The sequence below is a fragment of the Bartonella japonica genome, assembly GCF_040545385.1.
In the GTDB taxonomy this organism is placed as follows: Bacteria; Pseudomonadota; Alphaproteobacteria; order Rhizobiales; family Rhizobiaceae; genus Bartonella; species Bartonella japonica.
The window spans coordinates 17,040-39,793 of record NZ_JBEPLT010000005.1; the positions used below are offsets into that span (position 1 = coordinate 17,040).

Annotated in this window: 24 protein-coding genes; 11 read left to right on the forward strand and 13 right to left on the reverse strand. The window is 36.4% G+C overall.

Annotated elements, in window-relative coordinates; genetic code table 11:
- Window positions 1–197: 197 nt before the first annotated feature.
- Entirely contained in the window at window positions 198–404 is a 207-nt protein-coding gene (locus ABID39_RS03325; protein WP_269031120.1) for a hypothetical protein, read from the forward strand.
- On the opposite strand, the gene dprA is transcribed toward ABID39_RS03325, so the two are convergent.
- The 4 genes from dprA to ABID39_RS03345 are packed head-to-tail and all read right to left on the reverse strand — an operon-like array spanning window position 334 to window position 4,420.
- A complete protein-coding gene (gene dprA / locus ABID39_RS03330) occupies window positions 334–1,548 on the reverse strand; it encodes a DNA-processing protein DprA (RefSeq protein ID WP_354186020.1) in 1,215 nt (404 codons plus the stop codon). The genes ABID39_RS03325 and dprA overlap by 71 nt on opposite strands.
- Window positions 1,538–2,158, reverse strand: a complete 621-nt coding sequence (plsY, locus tag ABID39_RS03335; RefSeq protein WP_354186022.1) for a glycerol-3-phosphate 1-O-acyltransferase PlsY — start codon at window positions 2,156–2,158, stop codon at window positions 1,538–1,540. The genes dprA and plsY overlap by 11 nt, the downstream gene beginning before the upstream one ends.
- Window positions 2,151–3,458: a dihydroorotase gene (locus tag ABID39_RS03340; RefSeq protein ID WP_354186024.1), complete on the reverse strand. Its 1,308-nt coding sequence runs from the start codon at window positions 3,456–3,458 to the stop codon at window positions 2,151–2,153. Before ABID39_RS03340 ends, plsY begins: the two co-directional genes overlap by 8 nt.
- Window positions 3,455–4,420 carry an aspartate carbamoyltransferase catalytic subunit gene (locus ABID39_RS03345; RefSeq protein ID WP_354186026.1) on the reverse strand — a complete coding sequence of 322 codons (966 nt, stop codon included), beginning with the start codon at window positions 4,418–4,420 and terminating at the stop codon, window positions 3,455–3,457. Before ABID39_RS03345 ends, ABID39_RS03340 begins: the two co-directional genes overlap by 4 nt.
- Window positions 4,421–4,554: 134 nt before the next feature.
- Between ABID39_RS03345 and ABID39_RS03350 the strand changes: the two genes are divergently transcribed.
- Window positions 4,555–6,174: an acyl-CoA dehydrogenase family protein gene (locus tag ABID39_RS03350; RefSeq protein WP_354186028.1), complete on the forward strand. Its 1,620-nt coding sequence runs from the start codon at window positions 4,555–4,557 to the stop codon at window positions 6,172–6,174.
- Here ABID39_RS03350 and ruvX read toward each other — a convergent pair.
- Window positions 6,159–6,638, reverse strand: coding sequence for a Holliday junction resolvase RuvX (gene ruvX / locus ABID39_RS03355; protein ID WP_354186030.1), 480 nt, complete (start codon window positions 6,636–6,638; stop codon window positions 6,159–6,161). The two genes, ABID39_RS03350 and ruvX, sit on opposite strands and share 16 nt — an antisense overlap.
- Window positions 6,639–6,767: 129 nt before the next feature.
- Here ruvX and gatC point away from each other — a divergent pair, with 129 nt between their 5' ends.
- Both gatC and gatA read left to right on the forward strand, forming a co-directional pair.
- Window positions 6,768–7,055 (forward strand): Asp-tRNA(Asn)/Glu-tRNA(Gln) amidotransferase subunit GatC, encoded by a 288-nt coding sequence (gene gatC, locus ABID39_RS03360; RefSeq protein ID WP_354186032.1) that lies wholly within the window; start codon window positions 6,768–6,770, stop codon window positions 7,053–7,055.
- A 30-nt stretch (window positions 7,056–7,085) separates the two neighbouring features.
- Window positions 7,086–8,570, forward strand: a complete 1,485-nt coding sequence (gene gatA, locus ABID39_RS03365) for an Asp-tRNA(Asn)/Glu-tRNA(Gln) amidotransferase subunit GatA (RefSeq protein ID WP_354186034.1) — start codon at window positions 7,086–7,088, stop codon at window positions 8,568–8,570.
- A 797-nt stretch (window positions 8,571–9,367) separates the two neighbouring features.
- On the opposite strand, the gene ABID39_RS03370 is transcribed toward gatA, so the two are convergent.
- The 5 genes from ABID39_RS03370 to ABID39_RS03390 form a co-directional block, all read right to left on the reverse strand.
- On the reverse strand, window positions 9,368–10,078 hold the full coding sequence (locus ABID39_RS03370; protein ID WP_354186036.1) for an ABC transporter ATP-binding protein: 711 nt from the start codon (window positions 10,076–10,078) through the stop codon (window positions 9,368–9,370).
- A complete protein-coding gene (locus ABID39_RS03375; protein WP_354186038.1) occupies window positions 10,065–10,847 on the reverse strand; it encodes an ABC transporter ATP-binding protein in 783 nt (260 codons plus the stop codon). Before ABID39_RS03375 ends, ABID39_RS03370 begins: the two co-directional genes overlap by 14 nt.
- Window positions 10,844–11,902, reverse strand: a complete 1,059-nt coding sequence (locus ABID39_RS03380) for a branched-chain amino acid ABC transporter permease (protein WP_354186040.1) — start codon at window positions 11,900–11,902, stop codon at window positions 10,844–10,846. The genes ABID39_RS03375 and ABID39_RS03380 overlap by 4 nt, the downstream gene beginning before the upstream one ends.
- Window positions 11,902–12,978, reverse strand: a complete 1,077-nt coding sequence (locus tag ABID39_RS03385) for a branched-chain amino acid ABC transporter permease (RefSeq protein WP_354186042.1) — start codon at window positions 12,976–12,978, stop codon at window positions 11,902–11,904. The genes ABID39_RS03380 and ABID39_RS03385 overlap by 1 nt, the downstream gene beginning before the upstream one ends.
- Before the next feature lie 138 nt (window positions 12,979–13,116).
- On the reverse strand, window positions 13,117–14,250 hold the full coding sequence (locus tag ABID39_RS03390) for an ABC transporter substrate-binding protein (RefSeq protein ID WP_354186044.1): 1,134 nt from the start codon (window positions 14,248–14,250) through the stop codon (window positions 13,117–13,119).
- A 325-nt stretch (window positions 14,251–14,575) separates the two neighbouring features.
- Between ABID39_RS03390 and ABID39_RS03395 the strand changes: the two genes are divergently transcribed.
- The 4 genes from ABID39_RS03395 to ABID39_RS03410 all read left to right on the forward strand — a co-directional run bounded on the left by ABID39_RS03395 (window position 14,576) and on the right by ABID39_RS03410 (window position 17,519).
- On the forward strand, window positions 14,576–15,151 hold the full coding sequence (locus tag ABID39_RS03395; protein WP_354186046.1) for a cold-shock protein: 576 nt from the start codon (window positions 14,576–14,578) through the stop codon (window positions 15,149–15,151).
- A 230-nt stretch (window positions 15,152–15,381) separates the two neighbouring features.
- Entirely contained in the window at window positions 15,382–15,900 is a 519-nt protein-coding gene (locus ABID39_RS03400; RefSeq protein WP_354186048.1) for a DUF192 domain-containing protein, read from the forward strand.
- Complete coding sequence (locus ABID39_RS03405) at window positions 15,897–16,670, forward strand: alpha/beta fold hydrolase (protein WP_354186050.1); 774 nt, start codon at window positions 15,897–15,899, stop codon at window positions 16,668–16,670. The genes ABID39_RS03400 and ABID39_RS03405 overlap by 4 nt, the downstream gene beginning before the upstream one ends.
- 636 nt (window positions 16,671–17,306) lie before the next feature.
- Entirely contained in the window at window positions 17,307–17,519 is a 213-nt protein-coding gene (locus tag ABID39_RS03410) for a DUF3126 family protein (protein WP_354186052.1), read from the forward strand.
- A 43-nt stretch (window positions 17,520–17,562) separates the two neighbouring features.
- On the opposite strand, the gene radC is transcribed toward ABID39_RS03410, so the two are convergent.
- The 3 genes from radC to sfsA are packed head-to-tail and all read right to left on the reverse strand — an operon-like array spanning window position 17,563 to window position 19,927.
- The gene (gene radC, locus ABID39_RS03415) at window positions 17,563–18,357 is read right to left on the reverse strand and encodes a RadC family protein (RefSeq protein WP_354186054.1); all 795 of its coding nucleotides are present in this window, start codon (window positions 18,355–18,357) and stop codon (window positions 17,563–17,565) included.
- A gap of 30 nt (window positions 18,358–18,387) precedes the next feature.
- Window positions 18,388–19,218 carry a type I methionyl aminopeptidase gene (map, locus tag ABID39_RS03420; protein WP_354186056.1) on the reverse strand — a complete coding sequence of 277 codons (831 nt, stop codon included), beginning with the start codon at window positions 19,216–19,218 and terminating at the stop codon, window positions 18,388–18,390.
- Window positions 19,211–19,927 carry a DNA/RNA nuclease SfsA gene (sfsA, locus tag ABID39_RS03425; RefSeq protein ID WP_354186059.1) on the reverse strand — a complete coding sequence of 239 codons (717 nt, stop codon included), beginning with the start codon at window positions 19,925–19,927 and terminating at the stop codon, window positions 19,211–19,213. Before sfsA ends, map begins: the two co-directional genes overlap by 8 nt.
- Before the next feature lie 369 nt (window positions 19,928–20,296).
- Between sfsA and ABID39_RS03430 the strand changes: the two genes are divergently transcribed.
- From ABID39_RS03430 to rpsD, 3 genes are all read left to right on the forward strand, one after another.
- On the forward strand, window positions 20,297–21,133 hold the full coding sequence (locus ABID39_RS03430; RefSeq protein ID WP_354186061.1) for an RNA methyltransferase: 837 nt from the start codon (window positions 20,297–20,299) through the stop codon (window positions 21,131–21,133).
- The gene (gene murI / locus ABID39_RS03435) at window positions 21,126–21,947 is read left to right on the forward strand and encodes a glutamate racemase (protein ID WP_354186063.1); all 822 of its coding nucleotides are present in this window, start codon (window positions 21,126–21,128) and stop codon (window positions 21,945–21,947) included. The genes ABID39_RS03430 and murI overlap by 8 nt, the downstream gene beginning before the upstream one ends.
- A 172-nt stretch (window positions 21,948–22,119) precedes the next feature.
- A complete protein-coding gene (gene rpsD / locus ABID39_RS03440) occupies window positions 22,120–22,737 on the forward strand; it encodes a 30S ribosomal protein S4 (protein ID WP_354186065.1) in 618 nt (205 codons plus the stop codon).
- The last annotated feature ends 17 nt before the right edge of the window (window positions 22,738–22,754 follow it).

Below are 22,754 nucleotides of genomic sequence, written 5' to 3' on the forward strand. Positions count from 1 at the left end.
TTCACACGAATAGCTAATGGCAATTGGTTAAGAGCACATAAAAAACGTTAATTATACAAATGGCGATTGTTATTATTAAAGTATACCCTATATGGAATTATACTTATTTATCGTCCACAGTTAATACAAAAAAATACGACGAAATACTAAGATGACGTCTATTGAGAGGTGGGGAGAATACTCAAGGATAGAAGATTATGTTTATAAATCATTTAAAAGTTATCCAATATATTACAGATATGTCAAAACAAATGAACCAGATGGCACGTCAGGCTCATAGCCCTCTTCTAGCATTACTTTTGGATATGGTAGCTAAAGAAGGGCAGAGCATTATTAATAGTGCTGAGGCTCTTGGAGAGGATCCAAACTCGACAATGACACATAACCACCAGAGTGTCGAGTAAGCTTTCCAGCCAGTTCGAGTTCTACGAGCAAGAGGTAGAGGTTTTGTAATGAAACACCTGAATGGGTACTGAGTGTGTCTAAATCTATTGGGGTTGTTGAGAGAGCGGTAAGAACAGCTGCGCGTTCTACACTGTCTCCAAGAGAAGGTGGGGTGCTATTTTTTACATCAGATGAATAAGGTTCTTCCTTTTCAAGTTGAAGAGAGAGCGGTTCTTCAAAAAAATCACATTGATGATTCGTGGATGTCGAAGTTAATGGTGTAAGTGTTTCTATGATATCAGAAGGATGCGTGGTCAGCAGGGCACCATCTTTGATGAGATTGTTAGTTCCAACGGATCTTGGATCAAGTGGAGAACCAGGAATGGCGAAAGTTAATCGTCCCATTTCGGCAGCTTGACGTGCAGTAATGAGAGATCCTGATCGTAAAGCAGCTTCTACAACCAAGAGACCAAGTGATAAACCCGCGATAATACGATTTCTTCTTGGAAAATCAATAGCACGTGGCTTCCAAGAAATGGGCATTTCGCTGATAATGGCTCCTCCATTACTTATAATATCTTCTTGCAATTTTTTATTTTCAGGGGGATAGATGTGATCAATTCCACCAGCCATTACTGCGACTGTACCTGTTAACAAACTTGCTTGATGCACAATGCTATCAATTCCACGAGCGAGTCCGGAAATAGTTGTAAAACCAGAATCTCCAAGAAAATGAGCAAATTGAGCAGCAAGTTTTTTTCCTGCTGCTGAGGCATTTCGAGATCCAACAATTCCAATAGAGTGTTTATGAAAAACTGAACTATTGCCTTTTATAGCAATAAGTGGCGGTGGCGCTTCTATCATTCTAAGAAAACTTGGATAATCTGGTTCTCCTAAACCAATAAATCGAATACCCAATCTTTCAGCTTCTTGTATTTCTTTCTCAGCATCTTCTACCGTTGCTATTCGAAGAGATGAAGAAATCTTTCCTTTTTTTCTAAGTTCAGAAAGTGCAGCTAAAGCGTTTTCTGCTGTTTTATAATGATCAATGAGATTGCGAAAACTAACCGCTCCAATATTTTCACTCCGCAGCAACTGTAACCAGCTGAGACGTTGACGATCAGTGAGTAGAATCCCTTTATTCATTCTTGTTTTAAATGCCAATCTTGTTTTCTTTTCCTGTTAATAGTCTACTGATATTTGCGTGATGTTTTATAATAACGAATATGCTCATCGCGATAAACATACAATGGACATAAAAAGAAGGATATGAAAAATAAGCAAATACCGGAGTAATAATAACAGCTATGAGTGCGGATAATGAAGAGTAGCGTGTAAGGAAAAAAAATACACTCCACACCATAATAAAAACAATTGCTGACGGCCAATAAACCCCTAAAGATACACCCAAATAAGTAGCAACACCTTTCCCACCTTTAAACTTAAGCCATATGGGAAAAAGATGTCCTAAAAAAGCAAAAAAACCTGACAGAGAAATAATAATACTGTTTCCTATCGGATCATTAAAAAACTTTAATGCAAAGATAACAATAGTTCCCTTCAAGATATCACAAACAAGCGTGAGAGCAGCAATTTTTTTATTTCCTGTTCGTAAGACGTTTGTCGCTCCAATATTTCCAGAACCAATTGTTCTCACATCGCCAAGTTTGGCTAATTGTGTAAAAAGCAAACCAAATGGAATAGAACCAATAAGATAAGATATCAAAAAGGTAAACCATGCACAAAACTGAAAAATTACTTCTATTTTATCCATTAAAAATCTCATCAAGCTTAAAAACTGACTGCCCTTTAACAAAAGTTTGGAGAACACGTCCTTGAAAACGTGCACCTTCAAAAGGTGTATTTCTTGAACGTGAAAAAAACTTCTCTGCAGAGACGACCCATGGTTCATCAAGATCGACTAAAATAAGGTCTGCAGGTGCTCCTTTTTTTAATGTGCCTGCATTGAGTCCAAAGAGTTTTGCAGGTGACGTTGACAAAAGTTCAGTGAGACGTAGAAGAGAGATGTTTTCATTATGATAGAGACGTAAAGCAGCACTCAATAACGTTTCCATGCCAATAGCACCAGTCGCTGCATCATTAAATGGTAAAAGCTTTGTATCAATACCTTGAGGATCATGGGAAGAAACAATAATATCCACCGTTCCATCTTTTATGGCTTCAATCATTGCTATACGGTCTTCTTCTGCACGCAATGGCGGCATGAGACGAAAAGATGTACGATATTCACCAATGTCATTTTCATTAAGAGATAAGTGATTAATGGACACACCCGCTGAAATCTTTCTATTTTGTTGCTTGCCTAAGCGAATTGCATCAGCAGATAGTGCTGTCGATATTTGTGCAGCATGATAGCGTGTTTGTGTTAATGCAGCTAAGCGTAAATCTCTTTCAAGTGGAATAACTTCCGCTTCGCGTGGTATTCCAGATAGACCAAGCCAACTTGCTACCAAGCCTTCATTCATAACGCCTTGTTCTGAAAGGTCTTTATCTTGTACTTCATGTATTAATGGAACATCAAAATCGCGTGCATAAGTCATTGCTCGTCGCATAACAGATGAATTTTGAAGTGTTTTTTTTCCTTCACAAAAAGCAACAGCTCCTGCATCCTTTAGCAAGCCAAATTCTGTTATTTCTTGTCCTTTAAAACCTTGTGTGAGAGCAGCAACGGGATAAATATTGACTGATGACATTTCTCGCACTGTCCGTGTAATGAATTCAACAAGTGCTATATTATCAATGATGGGATGCGTATCTGGCATCATAAGGAAAGAAGTAATACCACCTGCTGCTGCTGATTGGCTTGCCGATACAATTGTCTCACGTCGTTCATTTCCTGGTTCTCCAACAAAAACACGAGCATCAACAAGTCCAGGTAAAATTGCTTTGTTTTGTGCATTAATAATTTCTGCTTTTTCAGGTATTCCCTGATTTAAAGCTTCTTTCCCAGCGGCTGTAATAGAACCATTTTCAACAATAACTGTGCCAATTTCATCGATCTTGCGTGAAGGATCAATAATACGAGCATTTTGAAAAACAATTGGCTTTATCATTTTTTTTCTCCACTTGCTCTCAAGCGTGAATCCAATAAAGCTTCCATGACAGCCATACGCACAGCAATTCCCATTTCTACTTGTGTATGAATCATACTTTGTGATCTATCTGCTATGTCAGATGCAATTTCTATACCACGGTTTATTGGGCCAGGATGCAGAATTATGCAATCGTTTTTGGCATAAACCAAATTTTTTTTATGTAAACCAAAATAATGAAAATATTCACGAATAGAAGGAATAAAGGAACCTGTCATACGTTCATGTTGCAAGCGTAGCATCATGATAACATCAGCATCTTTAAGTCCCTCTTGCATCGTGGTAAAAACCTCAACACCCATATCGGAAATTCCTGTGGGTAAAAGAGTTGAAGGAGCAACAACACGAACACGTGCGCCTAAAGCATTTAAACTGATAATATTGGAGCGTGCGACGCGTGAATGCAAAATATCTCCGCAAATTGCAACAGTTAATCCTTCAATACGGCCTTTTGTTCTTTTAATAGTTAGAGCGTCTAATAAAGCTTGTGTTGGATGTTCATGAGCACCATCACCTGCATTAATGACACAACAATCAACTTTTTGAGCCACTAAAGCAGCTGCTCCAGCACAATTATGGCGTATAACAAGTATATCTGGTTTCATTGCATTGAGGGTTGTGACTGTATCAATCAATGTTTCTCCTTTTTTGACTGATGAATTGTCAATAGCTATACTCATCACATCTGTTCCTAACCGTTTACCAGCTAATTCGAAGGAAGATTGTGTACGTGTAGAGGCTTCAAAGAAGAGATTAATTTGTGTACGCCCACACAATAGAGACTTTGTTTTATCAATTTTTTTAGAAAGAATAACATTTGCATCCGCGCGATCAAGCAATGTCGTCAGGTCTTGTATACTCAAATCTTTAATAGCTAAAAGATGTTGATGGGGGAAAAAGGGAAAAAAAGTGTTTTGAGTCATAGCATTCTTTTCTATCTCTCTTTAAGTAGATTAAACAAGTTAAATAGATTAAACAAGAATTAGTTTGAATATAGAAATATTTTTTAACTATAAAAAGACAAATAGTCTATGATATGAATGATAGGAATATGCCTATGAGTGCTCCGTCTGCACAAAATACTGGTCGGAAAAATACGTTTCTCAGTGATACGCTTATGTTTCGTATTGCCTCTACCTTGCCTAAATTTTTATTAGAAAGCTTTGAAGAAATAGGAGATTTCGTAGCCAATCGTGAAGCATGGGAGCTTTCTTCTCTGGCGAATCGCTATCGGCCAATTTTGCATTTTAATGATGAATGGGGACAGCCAATAAAAAAATTAGAGATACATTCTTCTTATCATGCCCTTCAAAAATATTCTAGACAGGCTGGTTTGGTTACTTCACTTTGGGAAAATACAACTTCAGAAAATGGGGTACGCTATCAAGCACGTGCTATTCGCTTGGCTTTATCTGCTGGTTTGGAAACAGGGCATTTGAATGAAGTTGTTGTAACAAGTGCAGCTATTGCAGTCTTAATTAATGATATTGAGCTCTTCAACCAATGGCAAGATGTCCTTTTATCACGTCAGTATGATTTATCATTCAAGCCTATTAATAGCAAAAAAGCTGCTTCACTTACTTGTGCTTTTGATGACGTTGAAAAGCATTCTTCTGATTTTTCAAGTGTTAGAAAAATTTCTTTTGATGAAAAGAGAGAGCGTGACCTCTATTGCCTAAATATTGCAAAAACTAATGTTATTAATCCTCTCGTTGATGGATATCTTGTTAGTGCAGAGTTAGATGGTCATTTAAGCTGTTTTTTAATTCCACGTGTACAAGAAAATGGGGCATTAAATGGTACCATATCAATTCGTCATTTAGTACAACGCTCTGGAGAAACTTTAACGCCAGAAGGGGTTGTTGAATTTCAGGGCAGTTGTGGTTGGCTTTTAGGAAAAGTTGGAGAAGGGCTTAAGGTTATTAAAGGTATCGAAACGATGATGCGTTTTGATCAATCTGTAATATCGGCGGGCGTTCTACGATCTGCGCTTCAGCTCGCTATAGATTTTTTTCGTCAAAAGATGCCAAACCAATCTTTACCACCACTCACAGAGCGTATTTTTGCGGATATTGCACTTGATATTGCAGCTGCACAAGCATTGGTTTTTCGCCTAGCACGGGCATTTGATAATGCTGCAAATGATCGTTCTGAAGCAGATTTTGCACGAATCATGACGCCGATAATTTCTTATCACGTGAGTCAATTGGTCGTTCCTATTCTTGGTGAAATTATCGCACAGCTTGGTATTGAAAGTTTTGTAGAGGATAATCCATTAGCACAAATGTTATGCAATGGACCTGCACGCATTGTGAGAAACAGTTCTGCAAATAAATTGGTCAAGGATGCAATTCTTATCGCTGAAAAAGTTCCAGGATTGTTTCAAAAATTGCTAGAGAAAATTGCTGTTTATATCGGACCAGCAGGACCGCGAGCAATTGAAATTATCAAATCTTCTGTAGAGATGGCTTCGGCAAACGAAGGAGCAGGAAGATTTTTTGTTGAACAAGTGGCGTATGCAGCAGCTGCTGCAGAATTACATTCTACGGATATAGAGCATGTTGCAAATGCTTATATGGAAAGTCGACTTGGAGGGCAATGGAGGTCTTCCTATGGGATGCTCATCACACGATATAATGCAGGACATTTATTAAATATTCTTTATCCTTTTATATGATCAAGTCCTTGAAGTCTGTCGAGAGCACCTTGCAATATAAAAGCAGCTGCTGCAGAATCAATCCTGATTTCTCTTTTAGTACGAGATACATTCATTCCTAAAAGAGAGCGTTCTGCGGCAATTGTCGATAAGCGTTCATCCCAAAAAACAAATGGAATTTCTGTATGTGCTTCCATATTTCTTACAAAAGTTCTGGTTGCTTGAGCACGAGGACCACTGCTTCCATTCATATTAAGAGGTAAGCCAATAACAATAATTCCCACATTTTCACGATCAAAAATTTGTATCAGTTTTTGGGCATCTGCCATAAATTTTTTTCGTTGAAGCACAGGACGTGGATTTGAAAAAGTCAATCCTATATCAGAAACAGCAATTCCGATTGTTTTTGTACCCAAATCTAAACCCGCTATCGTTTGCCTAGGCAAAAGATGCATCATAACTTCATTTATGTTAATAATGGCCATATGCTTTATAATTTAAGTCTTTGCGTATTTCACGTTCATACTATAGTTTATCAATATTCTTGCACTTGCAAACGTAGCCTTGTATAGCCAATAAGTGAATATAAAAATAACACGTAGAAAGGCCATAATATGTCTGTTGATCAAAAAACAGTCAAGCGGGTGGCGCATTTAGCGCGTATTGCTGTCCACGATGATGAAGCAGAACGTATGACAAAAGAACTCAATGTTATTCTAGACTTTGTAAAACAATTGAATGAAGTTGATGTCAGTGGTGTTGAACCATTAACATCCGTGGTACCAATGTCTTTACGGATGCGTGAAGATCATATCACAGATGGTAATAAAGCAGCGGATATTGTATCAAATGCACCAGTTACAGAAGAAAATTTTTTTCTTGTTTCAAAAGTCGTCGAGTAACTTTTTATATCAAAAAAATTGAGAATCAATATGACTGATTTAACCACTCTTACAATTGCACAAGCGCGTGATGCTCTCATAAAAAAGGAATTTAAAGCAACTGAATTAACAGAAGCTTATTTAAAAGCAATAGAATTGGCTAATCCAACTTTGAATGCTTATGTGGCAATAACAGCAGAACAAGCAAAAAAAATGGCTGCTGAATCAGATGGTCGTTTAGCTAAAGGGGAGGGTGGTATTTTAGAAGGAATTCCACTGGGAATTAAAGATCTTTTTGCAACACATGGTGTTCATACTCAAGCTTGTTCGTATATCCTTGATGGTTTTAAACCACATTATGAATCAACGGTGACTGCTAATTTATGGCTGGATGGAGCAGTCATGTTAGGCAAGCTCAATATGGATGAATTTGCTATGGGATCTTCCAACGAAACTTCATATTATGGTCCTGTTATTAGTCCATGGAGAAAAAAAGGATCTCATGAGAAGCTCGTACCTGGTGGTTCTTCAGGTGGTTCTGCAGCCGCTGTTGCAGCACGGATTTGTGCAGGGGCAACAGCAACAGATACAGGCGGTTCAATACGTCAACCAGCAGCATTCACTGGTACGGTAGGAATAAAACCAACTTATGGACGTTGTTCACGATGGGGAACTGTCGCTTTTGCTTCGTCACTTGATCAAGCCGGACCTATCGGGAGAGATGTTCGTGATTGTGCTATTTTACTTAAATCAATGGCTTCTTTTGATGAAAAAGATTCTACTTCCGTAAATTTACCCATTCCTGATTATGAAAATTATCTTGGTAAAACAATCAAAGGAATGAAAATTGGTATTCCAAAAGAGTATCAGATGGAGGGGATGTCCCCTGAAATTATTGAGCTTTGGCAAAAAGGTATGAATTGGCTAAAAGAAGCAGGTGCTGAGATAAGAGATATTTCATTGCCTCATACAAAATATGCTTTACCCGCTTACTATATTATTGCTCCTGCAGAAGCATCTTCTAATTTAGCGCGTTACGATGGTGTTCGTTTTGGTCTCCGTATACCAGGAAAAGATATCATTGAAATGTACGAAAATACCCGTGCAATTGGTTTTGGTTATGAAGTTAAACAACGTATTTTAACTGGTACTTATGTACTCTCATCAGGGTATTATAATGCCTATTATTTGAGAGCTCAAAAAGTACGAACATTGGTAAAGTATGATTTTGATCAATGTTTTGCTTCCGGTATTGATGCTATACTCACACCAGCAACACCAACAGCAGCTTTTGGCATTGCTGATGAAAAAATAAAAAATGATACTGTAGCAATGTATCTCAATGATATTTTTACTGTACCAGTTAATATGGCTGGTTTACCAGGAATCTCTGTTCCTGCCGGGCTTTCAGAAAGTGGTTTACCGTTAGGGTTACAGCTGATTGGTAAACCTTTTGCTGAAGAAGCCATTTTTCAAATAGCATACATTATAGAACAAGCAGCTGGAACATTTAATGCAGAAAAGTGGTGGGCATGACAATAAAAGAAGTCAGCTTTTTGTAAAGAAATTCATATTTTAATAAATATGAATTTTAAAAACGAGCAATAGACTGATTTATAAAGATAAATTATTCTTTAAACAAAGACTCTAGATCTAATAGGATTTTATTGTTTCAAGTCTTAAAAGAAAGATGTTTTGGTTATAAATGTTATTATGTCATTGCAGCTAAAGTTTTTACTGGCATAAAAAATGTTTCTAATATCTAACTGTACTCCAGCTTGTGCAAGCTTCTGAGACCAGTGTTATTATTCTTATATACGGTTGTGAATCATGATGCGTAATAACAAGAGGAAAAAATACGTAGAAGATAAATTATCAGTTTCTTTACAAGACAGAAAACTTCGTATGAAATAAGTAAGCTTTCCAATTTAATTTTACCTGTCACGGTAAAAATGTGATAAATATGGGCGTTATCCAGTGGTGTGGTTTAATCAAAGTATTTATTCAAAACAGCATTTTCGTGTATGGGCTGCATAAAAATGTATTTGTGTAATAAGGGATGTGCTTCTTAAAGAGTACAATCACTAGACAGAAGGGGATCTTTATTATTGAAAGATGTTGCCAGCATCTCATTTGAAACCAAACTAAAAGAAAAGAATAAGATTTTGAAGAACGGCTTTTATTTTTATGTCTTTAATTCTTTCAAGACAAAATTGTATGTGCTTATTTCAAAGATAAAAAAGTATACGTAATATTCTTTTAAAAATTTAGATTATAAATATCTCGGAAGATATTGAATTGTTTTGAGTTATCGGCTCTCATATTATAGTTCTTTAACCACCAAGATATGCTTCTTTTACGCGTGGATCAGACAGCATGGTTTTTCCTTCACCGTGAAATAAAACACATCCTACCTCTAAAATATAAGCATAATCAGCAATAGAAAGTGCTGCAAATGCATTTTGTTCAATAAGTAGAACAGTTTTGCCCATATCGTTAATTTTTTGGATAATCGAAAAAATTTCTCGAACGAGAAGTGGTGCTAAACCTAAAGAGGGCTCATCTAATATGACCATATCAGGATTGCTTATGAGTGCACGCCCCACAGCAAGCATTTGTTGCTCACCACCTGACATTGTTCCTCCTAATTGTTTAGCTCTTTCACGTAAACGTGGAAAAAGTTCAAATATCCACTCGATATCGCGAGCAATTCCTGATTTATCATGACGAATATAAGCACCTAGATGCAGATTCTCTAAAACAGAGAGATGGGGCATAATGCGTCGTCCCTCAGGGCTGAGAGCAATACCCAATCGCAAAATTTCCTCTGGCGTTTTTTTTATAATTGATTTGCCTTTATAGGTAATTTCCCCATAAACAGATCGATTCAATCCCGTAATAGAGCGTACAATGCTGCTTTTTCCTGCTCCATTGGCACCAATTAAAGTTACTATGCTTCCCTTTTTTATAGACATAGAAAGGTCTTGGATCGCTTTAATGGCGCCATAATGAACGTGAAGATTTTTTATTTTAAGAATATCCATAAACATCTCCGCCAAGATAAGCTTCAATAACTTTAGGGTTATTACGAATTTCATCTGGTGTACCATTGGCAATAGGGCAGCCGTGTTCCATTACCCAAATATATTGACAAAGTCCCATAACAACTTTCATATCGTGTTCGATAAGCAGAATTGTAAGATCAAAATCTTTTTGTACTTTTATTATGAATTTTCTAAGATCTTCACTCTCCTGTGGATTCATCCCAGCAACAGGCTCATCAAGAAGAAGTAACTTTGGTTTTGTTGCTAGTGCACGCGCAATTTCTAAACGTCTTTGCACACCGTAAGGCAGTGTCATTGCTGACTGATTGGCGAGATGATCGAGTTGTAACTGCTCAAGAAGTCCCATCGCATTTTTATGTAGTTCTCTTTTCTCTCTCATTGCTTTTGGAAAAAACAGAGCTGAAGAAAACCATGGATATTTTTGTCGAACATGAGCTCCTACCATGACATTTTGTAAGACGGTTAATCCTGAAAAAAGACGAATATTTTGAAATGTTCGTGCAATATGGTGTCTGCAAACAATATGAGGAAGCGCTCCAGAAACTTTTATCTCATCAAAAAGAATAGTCCCACTTGTTGGCGTATAAAATCCGGAAATCATATTAAAGATAGTTGTTTTTCCAGCACCATTAGGACCAATTAATCCAGTAATTGTTCCTCTTTTGATTTCCATATTCACATTATTTACAGCAATCAACCCGCCAAAGCGCATCACAATATTATTGAGTGAAAGGATAGTATCGTTCATAGCTTCCTCTCAGTATTAGAGAGCTTCTTGCGTGTCAAAAAGTTATAGATTCCATTCCATGAGAATTCATGTTGTCCCAACAAGCCTTTTCTCCAAAATAAGATAATTACGAGCAACAAGAGCGAAAAGATAACCATACGAAGCCCTGGTGTCTCTGGAATATGTATAAAACCTAAATCAAACGGACTTTCAATAACTCGAAGCCATTCAAGCATCACTGTAATAATAATGCTCCCAATAATGCTTCCAGTCATTGAACCAAGACCACCAGCAACAACAATCATCAAAATATTAAAAGTAAGAAGAAAGTTAAACATTTTAGGATCAATTGTTGAAATAAGAGCGGCCATTAATGCTCCTCCAATACCTGCAAAAAATGCGCCAATAGTGAAGGAAAAACTACGGTAGAAAAAAGCATTAACACCCATGGTTTTTGCTGCTATTTCATCATCACGAATAGCACGCAGTACATTGCCAGTATTGCTTTGTAGCAAGAGAATAATGAAGATAATTGTAAATGCTAACCAACCATAATTCCACCATAAGGTTGCACTTTGAGGTATTCCTTTGATTCCTAAAGAACCATTTGTGAATGATGTCGCGTTTGTAATAACAATGCGAATAATTTCTGCAAATCCCAATGTTGCAATTCCAAGATAATCACCACCAAGACGTAAGACAGGGAAAGCAATCAATAAACCGATCACCGCAGCACATAAACCGCTTACAATAACTGCTATAAAAAAAGGTAACTGCAATTGATTTAATGGCTCAGCCATAGGTTCAAGAATCCACATCATTTCTTTTTGTTCAGGAGAAAGAAGTAAAATCGCACATACATAGGCACCAATGGCTATAAAACCAGCATGTCCGAGAGAAAACATACCCGTAAAACCGTAAATCAAATTAAGCGAAATAGCTAGTATTGCATTGATAGCAATGAGATTAATAATGCGAAGTGTATAATCATTAAAATGCTTTTCAGCGTAAAATAAAAAACCAATAAAGGCTAAAATAGTGATACATGATAAAAAAGTCGTAATTGATTTTGCCATTAGATTTTCTCCTGACTTTTTTTGCCCATTAATCCGGTAGGCATTACCAATAAAATCAGAATCAATAAAACAAAAGCGAAGGCATCTCTGTATCCAGAAAGAGAAGGAAAAAATGCGATAATCATAATTTCAATAAATCCTAATAACAATCCCCCCAGCATTGCTCCTGGAATGGAACCGATCCCCCCAATAACAGCAGCAATAAATGCCTTGAGTCCAGGAAGAATCCCCATATAAGGTTGGATTTGAGGATAACGTAGTGACCACATAATGCCTGCGATAGCGGCAAGTGCTGATCCTATCCCAAATGTAAATGCGATCACTTTATTAACAGAAACACCCATCAAACGTGTCGTTTCAATATCATGGGAAATCGCACGCATAGCAAGACCAGGTTTTGTCTTGTAGATAATCCATAGTAACAAAATAATAAGAACAAATGAAACAATGGGAACAATAAGAGACATAGGAGCAATTCTAATGATTCCGTCTGCTCCTGATTTTAAATGCCACGAAAATGGTATGACAAGAAAATCTGGTTGTTTTACCCCTTTGGGAACACCACTGAAGAGTACAGTAGCAAGATTTTCAATAAAAAAGGAAACGCCTATTGCTCCAATAAGTGCTGAGATACGTGGAGCATGGCGTAGAGGTTTGTAAGCAAACTGATCAATAGTAATTCCTACTGCACTTGTAATAAAAATTGAAAAGCAAAGGGCTAATATCCAAGGCGGTGTAAAATCCTGTGGAGAAATTTTAAAATAATAAATGAATGCTAAAATAAGAATTAAAAAAACAGCGATCCAAAAACTTGAAGGACGCTTGTTAAACCTTATAAATACCGAATAATAAATAAAAACAGCTAATAATAAAAGAAGAACAGCAGCCCAAGCCGGCATAAAGCTAATCGTCGAAAAGAAAACAAAATATGCTCCCAGCATAAAGATATCGCCATGAGCAAAATTAATGAGTCTCAGTATACCATAGACCATGGTGTAACCAATGGCGATAAGCCCATAAAGAGATCCCAATGCCAGTGCATTAAAAAAATACTGGATGAACATTTCAGTGCTCATCTCTCATCCTTCCACATTCGTTGATTTGGACACGCTGATTCATATAAGATATAAGGATAAAATAAAAGATCCTCACATTTTAGTTGAGGAAAAAATCCTCAACCAATTCTTGTATTTTGATTAGAAAACTCTAATTTCCTAAAAAGCAGGTTTGACTTCATCTAAATAGACACGTTTTCCACCCTTTATTTCAATTATACCAATAGGGATTTTAGGATTATGATTTTCATCCATAGTCATGCCACCAAAGGGAGTTTGAAAATCTTTTAATTTGCTTAATGCAATAGTAATTTTCTCACGATCAGCACTGCCTGCATTTTTGATAGCTTCCATAAACATCATATAACTCGTGTACCCTAGAACAGAATTGATATTTGGCTCTTTATCAGGATACACAGCTTTCCATTCATTTGTGAATTCTCGTGCAGATTCTGACATATTTGGCATATCTTCACTGTAGGGAAGCGTTGTATGTAAGAAACCTTCTGCAGCTTTTCCCGCAATTGTAATTGTTTCCGGATTATCCATAGCATCTCCCCCCATAATTCGAAACTTTGCACCTAGCTCACGGGCTTGTTTAATGATGATAGCACCTTCAGAAAAATAGGACGGAATAAATAAAATATCAGGCTCTTTGGCTATGATCTGCGTGAGAACAGCTGAAAAATCTTGATCTCCAGAATTATAGTTTAAATTTGCTATAACTTCACCACCTAATTTTTTAAAAGCACGCACAAAATAACTCGAAAGGCCAATTGCGTAATCACTTGATACATCTTTAAGAATAGCGACTTTTTTGGCATGCAAAGTCTGGCTGATATAAGTCGCAATTCCTATGCCTTGGTAGGAATCAATGTAGCATGTACGAAAATAATATTTTTTACCCTGTGTAACAAGTGGACTTGTTGAAGATGTTGCAATGCTTGGAGTCTTTGCTTTTTCCGATATTTCTCCGCCAGCCAATGAGAGTGAAGAGCCATAACTTCCGATAATTCCATTGACCTTTTCACTCGCAGTTAAACGCATAACAGCATTGGCAGCTTCTACTTTATCAGATTTATTATCGATAATAATGAGTTCCACTTTACGTCCTAATATTTCTGGAACTTTTTTGTGTGCCAATTCTATACCTCTAATCTCAAGCTGTCCTCCAAATGCATTTTGACCACTCAACGGAAGGTAAACGCCTATTTTGATAGGTTCATTTGCATGAACATTTGTTACAAATGCCATGGCAGCTGCGACTGTAATGAGGATTTTCTTCAATTGCATTGCGCATTTTCCTTAGTTGGGGTTGTAATTTCCGCACTTTATCTTGAACTTCTTCATCATGCAAGTTACTCATTAAATGAAAATATCATTGCGTAAAAAATTTTTGTGTATCGCTTTTTGTAAGGTATCTGAAACAGACAATCAAACACTTTGTATAAATATCCATACTGATATTAACATAGAACCATGTTGATATTAATCATGGGGTGAACGACAATATGGGGAAATCTTATCTTGGGGCTTGCGTGTTGATACAAGAGCAATGTTTACTTAGGTTTAGAGAATCAATTTCGTACAATTTAGAGCTACAGGGTCACGTTTTATTATGACAAGTAAGGATGCATTAAAAGATTACTCCCCATCTGAGAACAAGATAGGTTCTTGTGGTGAAATTATCGAAATCAGTGGTGTCATTAAGTGGTTTGATAGTAGTAAGGGGTATGGGTTTATTGTACCTGATTTGCCTAATTCCCCTGATATATTATTGCACGTTACTGTGATGCGGAGAGATGGTTTTCAAACAGCTTTGGAAGGGGCTCAAATCGTCTGTGCTGTAGAAAAAACTGAACGAGGATTAAAGTGCGTTCAGGTAAAATCCATAGACTGTTCTTCAGCAGTTCATCCGTCGGAAATTCCAGCTCGTACACATGTTGTTGTGACACCAGAAAGTGGTTTAGAGCGCGCAATTGTTAAATGGTTTAATCGTGATAAGGGATTTGGTTTTCTTAGTCGCGGGCAAGGAACAGAGGATATTTTTATCCATATGGAAACATTACGTCGTTTTGGTTTAGCGGAACTTCGTTCTGGTCAGGTTGTTCTTGTCCGTTTTGGTAAGGGAGAAAAAGGTTTGATGACAGCGGAAATTTATCCTGATATTGGAGTTCCGTTTGCTACGCATTAGGCTGTAATCTTGTAGCTACATGATTTTGTGTTTTAATGAAATGTTGTTGCGCAGAGAGAGAGAGAGCTATAAAATCAACGTATCCGAAAGAAAATATCTCTATAAAGCTGTATTTGAATAAATTCAATTGCCAATACTGTATTGTAAGCAATGAAAATATGACATTTTTTTAATGTCTGGTATTTTTTATTTGTGCAACATTCAAAGAGCTGTCTGTAATGGAGATAAAAATGTTAACGTCTTTTAAAAAGTGGCTCATTATTGTATTGGCATCATTTCTTATGTCAGAAGTGAATATGGCTGGAGAAAATAAACCAATAGAGATCCCTATACATCCAGTCCTTTTAGAGATAAAAACAAAACAAGGTGTGGTTTCTTACAGTGTAGAAATTGCTTCTACACCATCCCAGACGAGAGCTGGTTTGATGTATCGTACTGACTTTCCCAAAAATCATGCAATGCTCTTTAAAAACCAGATAGGGGATCAATTAAAAGATAAGCAAAAGTTTTTTATGTGGATGGCAAATACGCCTTTACCTTTAGATATGATTTTTTTAAACAACGAAGGAATCATTGTATCAATTATTGAAAATACTTCTCCATTTTCAACGGATATTATTTCATCGGAAGTTCCTGCAATTTTTGCGCTTGAAGTTAATGCGGGCGAAGTTTTTGAAAAAAAGATAGAGAAGGGACAACATGTCATTCATCCTGCTATTTGTGGGGAATGTAAAGGTAATAAAATATGATAGCAGAAGATATTTGTTTTTTTGAATATGATGGTCTGCGCTTTGCTTATCGAGAAGAAGGGCAAGGCACACCTATTTTATTGATTCATGGTTTTGGGTCTTCTGCACGTGTAAATTGGCATGCAACGGGTTGGTTTCGTACTCTTACAGAAGCGGGATATCGTGTTATTGCTCTTGATAATCGCGGACATGGAGATTCAGTTAAAAGTTATAATCCTGCTTTTTATATGCCTCAGGCTATGGCCGGCGATGCTGTAAAATTATTGGAACATTTGGGATTATCTAAAGCGCATGTTATGGGATATTCTATGGGAGCACGGATTAGTGCATTTATGGCTCTTTTATATCCAACATATGTGCATAGCGTTATTTTTGGCGGATTAGGTATTGGTATGATAACTGGTGCAGGAAATTGGGAACCGGTTTCTGAGGCTCTTTTAGCAGAAGATATTTCGACAATTACCAATCCGCGTGGTTTGATGTTTCGTAAATTTGCAGACCAAACTAAAAGTGATAAACGAGCACTTGCTGCTTGTATTGTTACATCAAAACAAGAGTTAACAGCATCTGAGGTTTATAAAATTAAACAACCAGCGCTTGTTGCTGTTGGTTCATTAGATGAAATTAGCGGTGAAGCAGAACCATTAGCAGCTATATTGCCTTGCGGTGAAGCATTATCAATTCCCGATCGAAATCATATGCTAGCGGTGGGAGATAAAGTCTATAAAAAAGGTGTTATAGATTTTCTTTCTCGTCATCCACTCATGTAAAAATGATGCATAGATTATCGTATTTTAAGAAATATTAAATATTTTTATTTTGGATAAGATACAAAGCTTATTCAGAAGTCCGACTGTTGAAATGCAAGTTTTCTCTTTAGAAAGAAAAGAGAAATAGCGATAAAATTTAGTTAATTTTGTGTAAGAGTATAGTTTTTTCCATAGGTTAAATAAATTCTGAAAATCATTAAAGAGAATTATTTTTTAATACACAATGGGAATTTATGGCAAATTCAGCAAATCTAAAAAATAGAAATGTTTTTTAATTTATAAAAATCTATTTTGGGATAGAAGATAAAAAAAATTAGCGATTGATCAATGTTTTGTCAGAATATGTTCGTAAAGGAGATTGGTAAAATGAGTGATAAGGTAAATTTTATTAAAAATTTACGATCTTCTACCCATTTTTTTACTTTTAAATCTATATGAGTATATTTACTAATGATGGGTTATTTTAACCATTTTGTAAAAGGCATTCAGTAAATGTATGCAGATAGCGCTGTTTTGAGTATAGGTAATATTAAGTGAAGATTGAGAATAAGATTTTTTACTGTCTTTACATAATCGTAAGACTTATTTGCTGAACAGAATTTAATTGAATAGTCTCAAAAAAAACAGGAGAGCATAGTGAATGCTGATGAAATAAAAAAACTCGATAGTTATTTAAAAAAAACATTCCAAAATTCAGCATTGCAAGTAAAAGCACGGCCTAAAAAAGATGATTCTTGTGAGGTTTATATTGGCGATGAATTTTTAGGTATTATCTACCGAGATGAAGATGAGGGTGAGCTATCATATAATTTTTCAATGGCCATATTAGATGTTGATTTAGAAGCTTAATTTATTGTGAATCGTTAAACGAAGTTTTCTCCATTTAATCAGATTATATGAGTTTTAATGCTTTAAAACTTGTGTGCCCATTTCGTGCGATAATAAGATGGTCATGAATAATAATGCCTAGTGCGTTTGCTGCATCTTTTAATCTATATGTCATGGTTATATCTGCTTGAGAGGGTGTTGAATTACCAGAAGGGTGATTATGCACTAAGATAAGCCCAGACGCTGATAATTCTAAAGCTCGAGAGATTACTTCACGTGGATAGACAGGAGTATGATCAATGGTACCAGTTTGTTGTACTTCATCGGCAAGCAAACCATTTTTCTTATCAAGAAATAAGACACGAAATTGTTCGCGTGTTTCGTGAGCCATGACTGCTTTGCAATAAGCTAGTACTTTATCCCATGATGAAAAGATATCTCGTTTAAATAATTCAGCACGAGTAACGCGTCCGACAACATCTGAAATAATTTTTAAATCTACAGCAGTGGCTGGACCACAACCTTGAACTTCTTGAAGTAGATGAATATCAGCGCCCAATACATCTGCTAATGAGCCAAAACGTGCTATTAAGTTCTTCGCTATTGGTTTTGTATTTGCTCGTGGAATTGTTCGAAAAAGCAATAGCTCTAGGTATTCATAATCTTCAATTGCATTTCCTTTTGATTTTAAATAGCGTTTACGGAGACGTTCACGATGTCCTTGATAATGTTTATGTGTTTGTGATTTTTTTTGAAGTTTTGTATTTTTGAATTCTGTTATTGAACTAAGCGGGGAGTCTAATGTTGATGCAAAATGGTTGCTTTGAATGTCTCCATTTTTATTTATCTTTTTAACCATGATATTTCTACATTTATTTAGGAACATGATCTAGGCACATGAGTTTGGAATATAAAAAATATTTTTAGGAGATTGTGTAAAAATTTCACACCCTTCATTTGTTACACCAATTGTATGTTCATACTGAGCAGTAAGAGATCGATCACGTGTAACAGCAGTCCACCCATCAGATAGAATTTTAACCTGTGGTTTTCCAAGGTTAATCATTGGTTCGATTGTAAACATCATACCTTGTTTTAATTCTATCCCTTGTCCAGGAGTTCCATAATGTAGAATATTGGGGGCATCATGGAAAAGCTGACCGATTCCATGTCCACAAAAATCTCTTACAATTGAGCACCGTTCCGATTCTGCATAGTGTTGAATAGCTGCACCGATATCGCCCGTAGTTGCACCTGGTTTGACGGCAGCAATTCCTCTCATAAGACTTTCATGCGTTATTTTTAATAGTCGTTCTGCAGCACGTCTGATTTTTCCAACAGGATACATGCGGCTTGAATCTCCATGCCAACCATCGAGAATAAAAGTTACATCAACATTCACAATATCGCCTTCTTGTAGGGGCCTTTTATTGGGAATACCGTGACACACAACGTGATTGATAGATGTACAGCATGAATGTCCGTATCCATGGTAATTCAAGTCAGCCGGAAGTACACCACGTTTGGCACCAAAAATAAATACAAAATCATCAATTTCTTGTGTCGTGACACCAGGTTTAATAACATTAGTAAGTGCATCAAGGCATTCTGCAGCAATGCGACCAACTTCACGCATTTTAGAAAAAGCGTGTTCATCAAAAATGCGGATCTGTCCGTTAAATTTTAAGGGTATTTTATTATATTCAATATAATCAGTCATTACTTTTTCTGTTTTCTATTTTTACTCGATGAACCGGAAAAATACCTTTTATACTTACGTGGCATTTTACAGCATAAAACTCTACTCCCGATTCTAATGCTAAATTAAATTTACGCCCATAGGCTGGATCGAGGTCGTGGCAGACTGAAAAAGCTAGGCAATCTTCCCGTTGAATTATATAAAGCATAACCGCTCGTTTTCCTTGTTGCACGATTTTTATAAGCTCTTCAAGATGACGTGTGCCACGTTCTGTTTCAGTATCAGGAAATTCTGCTAATCCTTTCTGACGAATGAAATGGACATTTTTGACTTCTAAGTAACAATCAGGGAGAGTATCATCACGCAGAAGAAAGTCAATTCGTGATCGCATACCATAACATTGTTCCTTCAAGATTGTTTTGTATTCGCTTAGTTCGGGTAATAATCCATTTTGAATCGCTTCTAATGCCAGTTTGTTAGGCAAAGTCGTATTAATACCAATCAACGTGTTATTTGCTTCAACAATTTCTAATTGATATGCATATTTTCGCTTGGAATGATTATGATATGAAAGCCAAATATTGGAGTTAGGAGTTGTTAATCCAAGCATCGATCCTGTATTGGGGACTGATACGGTAAAGACATGTTGATTGTCTTGTTTAACGTCAGCAAGAAAGCGTTTATAACGACGAATAAGTTTTGCAGGAATAAGTTTGGGAATAAAGAGCATTTTCCTTTCTTAGAATTTATAATTTCATAATTCAACTCAGATTATGGTCTGTAAATGTTGCAGTATATTTATAAAAGGCATCGCTGATACACAAAGATGTTAAAAACTTACATAACAGCTCTTAGCATCTTTTGCTTTTCTTATTCATGATTAATATCTTTTATGCCATTGTTAATTCTTTTAAAGTTGTTAATTCTTTTAAAGTTGTTAATTCTTTTAAAGTTGTTACTTCATAATAAACTCCGAATGAAAAAATAATATTGGCTATAATTTGTTATTACAAAGGTTATTTTACACAGTATTCTCTTAAGAAGGTTACGTTCAAAAAATAGTAATTAAGAGCATATTACATGAAATTAGGTAAGATTGATGGCTGGAACCAATAGGAAACATAAAAATTTAACAAATGGTCCAATTATTATTTTAGTTGAACCGCAGTTGCCTGAAAATATTGGTATGGTCGCAAGGGCGATGGCAAATTTTGGGCTTTCTAAGCTTCGATTAGTCAAACCTCGAGAAGCATTTCCAAATGAAAAAGCCAGAGCTGCTGCGAGTAAAGCAGATCATGTCATTGATAATGCAGTCATTTTTGATAGTTTGTGTGATGCGATTGCAGATTTGCATTATGTTTTTGCTACAACAGCACGTGAAAGATGTGGTTTTAAAACTGTAAAAAGTGCTGTTGAAGCAGCAAATATTTTACGTCAGCGTGAAAATATTGGGCATAAAACAGGTATTTTATTTGGAAGAGAACGGTGGGGACTAAAGAATAATGAAATAAGTCTTGTTGATGAAATCATCACCTTTCCAGTTAATCCTGCTTTTGCATCGCTCAATATTGCACAAGCGGTCTTGCTCATGTCTTATGAATGGATGAAATCTGGTTTGGAGGAGATGAGTGATACGGCTTTTCGTACAGCAGAAATGGAGCCAGCTAATAAAGCGACGTTTCATGGTTTTTTATCTCAATTAGAAAATGCTTTAGATATTCGTGGGTATTTTAGACCCCAAGAGCGCAAAGAAGTGATGCTTGCAAATTTGCGTTCTGTTTTTACACGTGCCAATTTTAGCGAGTCTGAAGTTTATTTGCTACGTGGGGTAATCTCTTCATTGGATCATTTCTCACCTAAATTTCCACGGGGGAGTGGTGCACCTGCAGGTCGTGATCGTAAAAAGTTAACAACAAGTGTGAAAACGGATGGATGAGCAACCTATTCTTTTTTTTGATAGTGGTCTTGGTGGTTTAACAGTGTTGAGAGAAGTGCGCACTCTTATTCCTGATAGGCAATTTATTTATGTTGCTGATAATGCTGGCTTTCCTTATGGCAGTTGGGAAGAAAACGTTTTAAAAAATCGTATTTTAAAGATTTTTACAAATCTTTTAACACACTATAATCCTGCTTTATGTGTAATCGCTTGCAATACAGTTTCAACACTGATGATGGCTAATTTACGACAAAAATTTCCCAAGATGCTTTTTGTCGGGACAGTTCCTGCAATTAAAACAGCAGCTGAACAAACAAAATCTGGTTATATTTCAGTATTAGCCACTCCTGGAACAGTGAAGCGTACTTATACGCAGGAACTTATCAACTCTTTTGCTGGTCAATGTCATGTTCAGCTTGTTGGAAGTGAAAAACTTGCTGGATTTGCTGAAGATTATATACGTGGAAAACCTATTGATTTAAAAAAAATACGCCAAGAAATCCTTCCCTGTTTTGTTGAGAAAGATGGCAAATATACCGATATTATTGTTTTAGCTTGTACTCATTACCCTCTTTTGATTAACTTATTTCGTGAACAAGCTTTATGGACTGTTAAATGGATTAATCCGGCAAAGGCTATAGCCAAACACACCAAATCATTATTACCTAAAAGAATATATTCAAAAAACATCAAGGATCATGAAGATTTTGCATTGTTTACATCGCAAAATATCACTTCTTCAACAAAAAGTTTGTTAAAAGGATTTGGCTTAAATGTGATGAAAAGAGTTGATTTTGAAATACAAGATCAATAAAGTTATCTCAGCTTTTTCTTTTGAAGAAATGGCGTCAATTAACGTGTCCCGTGGATAACTTTGCATTACATGTTGAGGATATTCTGTCAGTCTTTATGTTTGAGGGCAGAGGAGGGCGCGTTTCCTTATGATCTCATTATGAGATTTAATTTTTTGTTTTAAAGGAAATGCGATGAGTAAACGCGAAACAACAAAATATAAAATTGACCGCCGTATGGGAGAGAATATTTGGGGTCGTCCAAAGTCTCCTGTTAATCGCCGTGATTATGGTCCTGGTCAACACGGACAGCGCCGTAAAGGAAAACTGTCTGACTATGGTGTGCAGCTACGTGCTAAGCAGAAGTTAAAAGGATTTTACGGTGATATTTCAGAAAAACAATTCCGTAAAACTTATGAAGAAGCTGCTCGTCGACGTGGTGATACGGGTGAAAATCTTATAGGACTTTTAGAATCACGTTTGGATGCAGTTGTCTATCGTGCAAAATTTGTGCCTACGATTTTTGCTTCTCGTCAGTTTATTAATCACGGTCATATCAAAGTGAATGGACGGCGTACAAATATTCAATCATACTGTTGTAAGCCAGGTGATGTTATTGAGGTTCGTGAAAAATCAAAACAGCTTGTTTTGGTTTTGGAGTCTGTGCAGTTAGCGGAGCGTGATGTGCCTGAATATATTGAAGCAGATCATAATCAGATGAAAGCAACATTTACTCGGGTGCCTGCTTTTGCAGATGTTCCTTATGCTGTGCAAATGGAACCTAACTTGGTTGTTGAGTTTTATTCTCGCTGAATTCTATGGGATATTTC

What these genes read in the sequence shown, in the direction of transcription:
- ABID39_RS03405 (WP_354186050.1), top strand. Translation starts at nt 15,897, where the DNA reads ATGATAGCAGAAGATATTTGTTTTTTTGAATATGATGGTCTGCGCTTT.
- ABID39_RS03340 (WP_354186024.1), bottom strand. Translation starts at nt 3,458, where the DNA reads ATGATAAAGCCAATTGTTTTTCAAAATGCTCGTATTATTGATCCTTCA.
- ABID39_RS03430 (WP_354186061.1), top strand. Translation starts at nt 20,297, where the DNA reads ATGGCTGGAACCAATAGGAAACATAAAAATTTAACAAATGGTCCAATT.
- ABID39_RS03370 (WP_354186036.1), bottom strand. Translation starts at nt 10,078, where the DNA reads ATGGATATTCTTAAAATAAAAAATCTTCACGTTCATTATGGCGCCATT.
- sfsA (WP_354186059.1), bottom strand. Translation starts at nt 19,927, where the DNA reads ATGCTCTTTATTCCCAAACTTATTCCTGCAAAACTTATTCGTCGTTAT.
- ABID39_RS03325 (WP_269031120.1), top strand. Translation starts at nt 198, where the DNA reads ATGTTTATAAATCATTTAAAAGTTATCCAATATATTACAGATATGTCA.
- gatC (WP_354186032.1), top strand. Translation starts at nt 6,768, where the DNA reads ATGTCTGTTGATCAAAAAACAGTCAAGCGGGTGGCGCATTTAGCGCGT.
- map (WP_354186056.1), bottom strand. Translation starts at nt 19,218, where the DNA reads ATGACTGATTATATTGAATATAATAAAATACCCTTAAAATTTAACGGA.
- ABID39_RS03400 (WP_354186048.1), top strand. Translation starts at nt 15,382, where the DNA reads ATGTTAACGTCTTTTAAAAAGTGGCTCATTATTGTATTGGCATCATTT.
- ABID39_RS03390 (WP_354186044.1), bottom strand. Translation starts at nt 14,250, where the DNA reads ATGCAATTGAAGAAAATCCTCATTACAGTCGCAGCTGCCATGGCATTT.
- plsY (WP_354186022.1), bottom strand. Translation starts at nt 2,158, where the DNA reads ATGGATAAAATAGAAGTAATTTTTCAGTTTTGTGCATGGTTTACCTTT.
- ruvX (WP_354186030.1), bottom strand. Translation starts at nt 6,638, where the DNA reads ATGGCCATTATTAACATAAATGAAGTTATGATGCATCTTTTGCCTAGG.
- ABID39_RS03345 (WP_354186026.1), bottom strand. Translation starts at nt 4,420, where the DNA reads ATGACTCAAAACACTTTTTTTCCCTTTTTCCCCCATCAACATCTTTTA.
- rpsD (WP_354186065.1), top strand. Translation starts at nt 22,120, where the DNA reads ATGAGTAAACGCGAAACAACAAAATATAAAATTGACCGCCGTATGGGA.
- murI (WP_354186063.1), top strand. Translation starts at nt 21,126, where the DNA reads ATGGATGAGCAACCTATTCTTTTTTTTGATAGTGGTCTTGGTGGTTTA.
- gatA (WP_354186034.1), top strand. Translation starts at nt 7,086, where the DNA reads ATGACTGATTTAACCACTCTTACAATTGCACAAGCGCGTGATGCTCTC.
- radC (WP_354186054.1), bottom strand. Translation starts at nt 18,357, where the DNA reads ATGGTTAAAAAGATAAATAAAAATGGAGACATTCAAAGCAACCATTTT.
- ABID39_RS03385 (WP_354186042.1), bottom strand. Translation starts at nt 12,978, where the DNA reads ATGAGCACTGAAATGTTCATCCAGTATTTTTTTAATGCACTGGCATTG.
- ABID39_RS03375 (WP_354186038.1), bottom strand. Translation starts at nt 10,847, where the DNA reads ATGAACGATACTATCCTTTCACTCAATAATATTGTGATGCGCTTTGGC.
- ABID39_RS03395 (WP_354186046.1), top strand. Translation starts at nt 14,576, where the DNA reads ATGACAAGTAAGGATGCATTAAAAGATTACTCCCCATCTGAGAACAAG.
- ABID39_RS03380 (WP_354186040.1), bottom strand. Translation starts at nt 11,902, where the DNA reads ATGGCAAAATCAATTACGACTTTTTTATCATGTATCACTATTTTAGCC.
- ABID39_RS03350 (WP_354186028.1), top strand. Translation starts at nt 4,555, where the DNA reads ATGAGTGCTCCGTCTGCACAAAATACTGGTCGGAAAAATACGTTTCTC.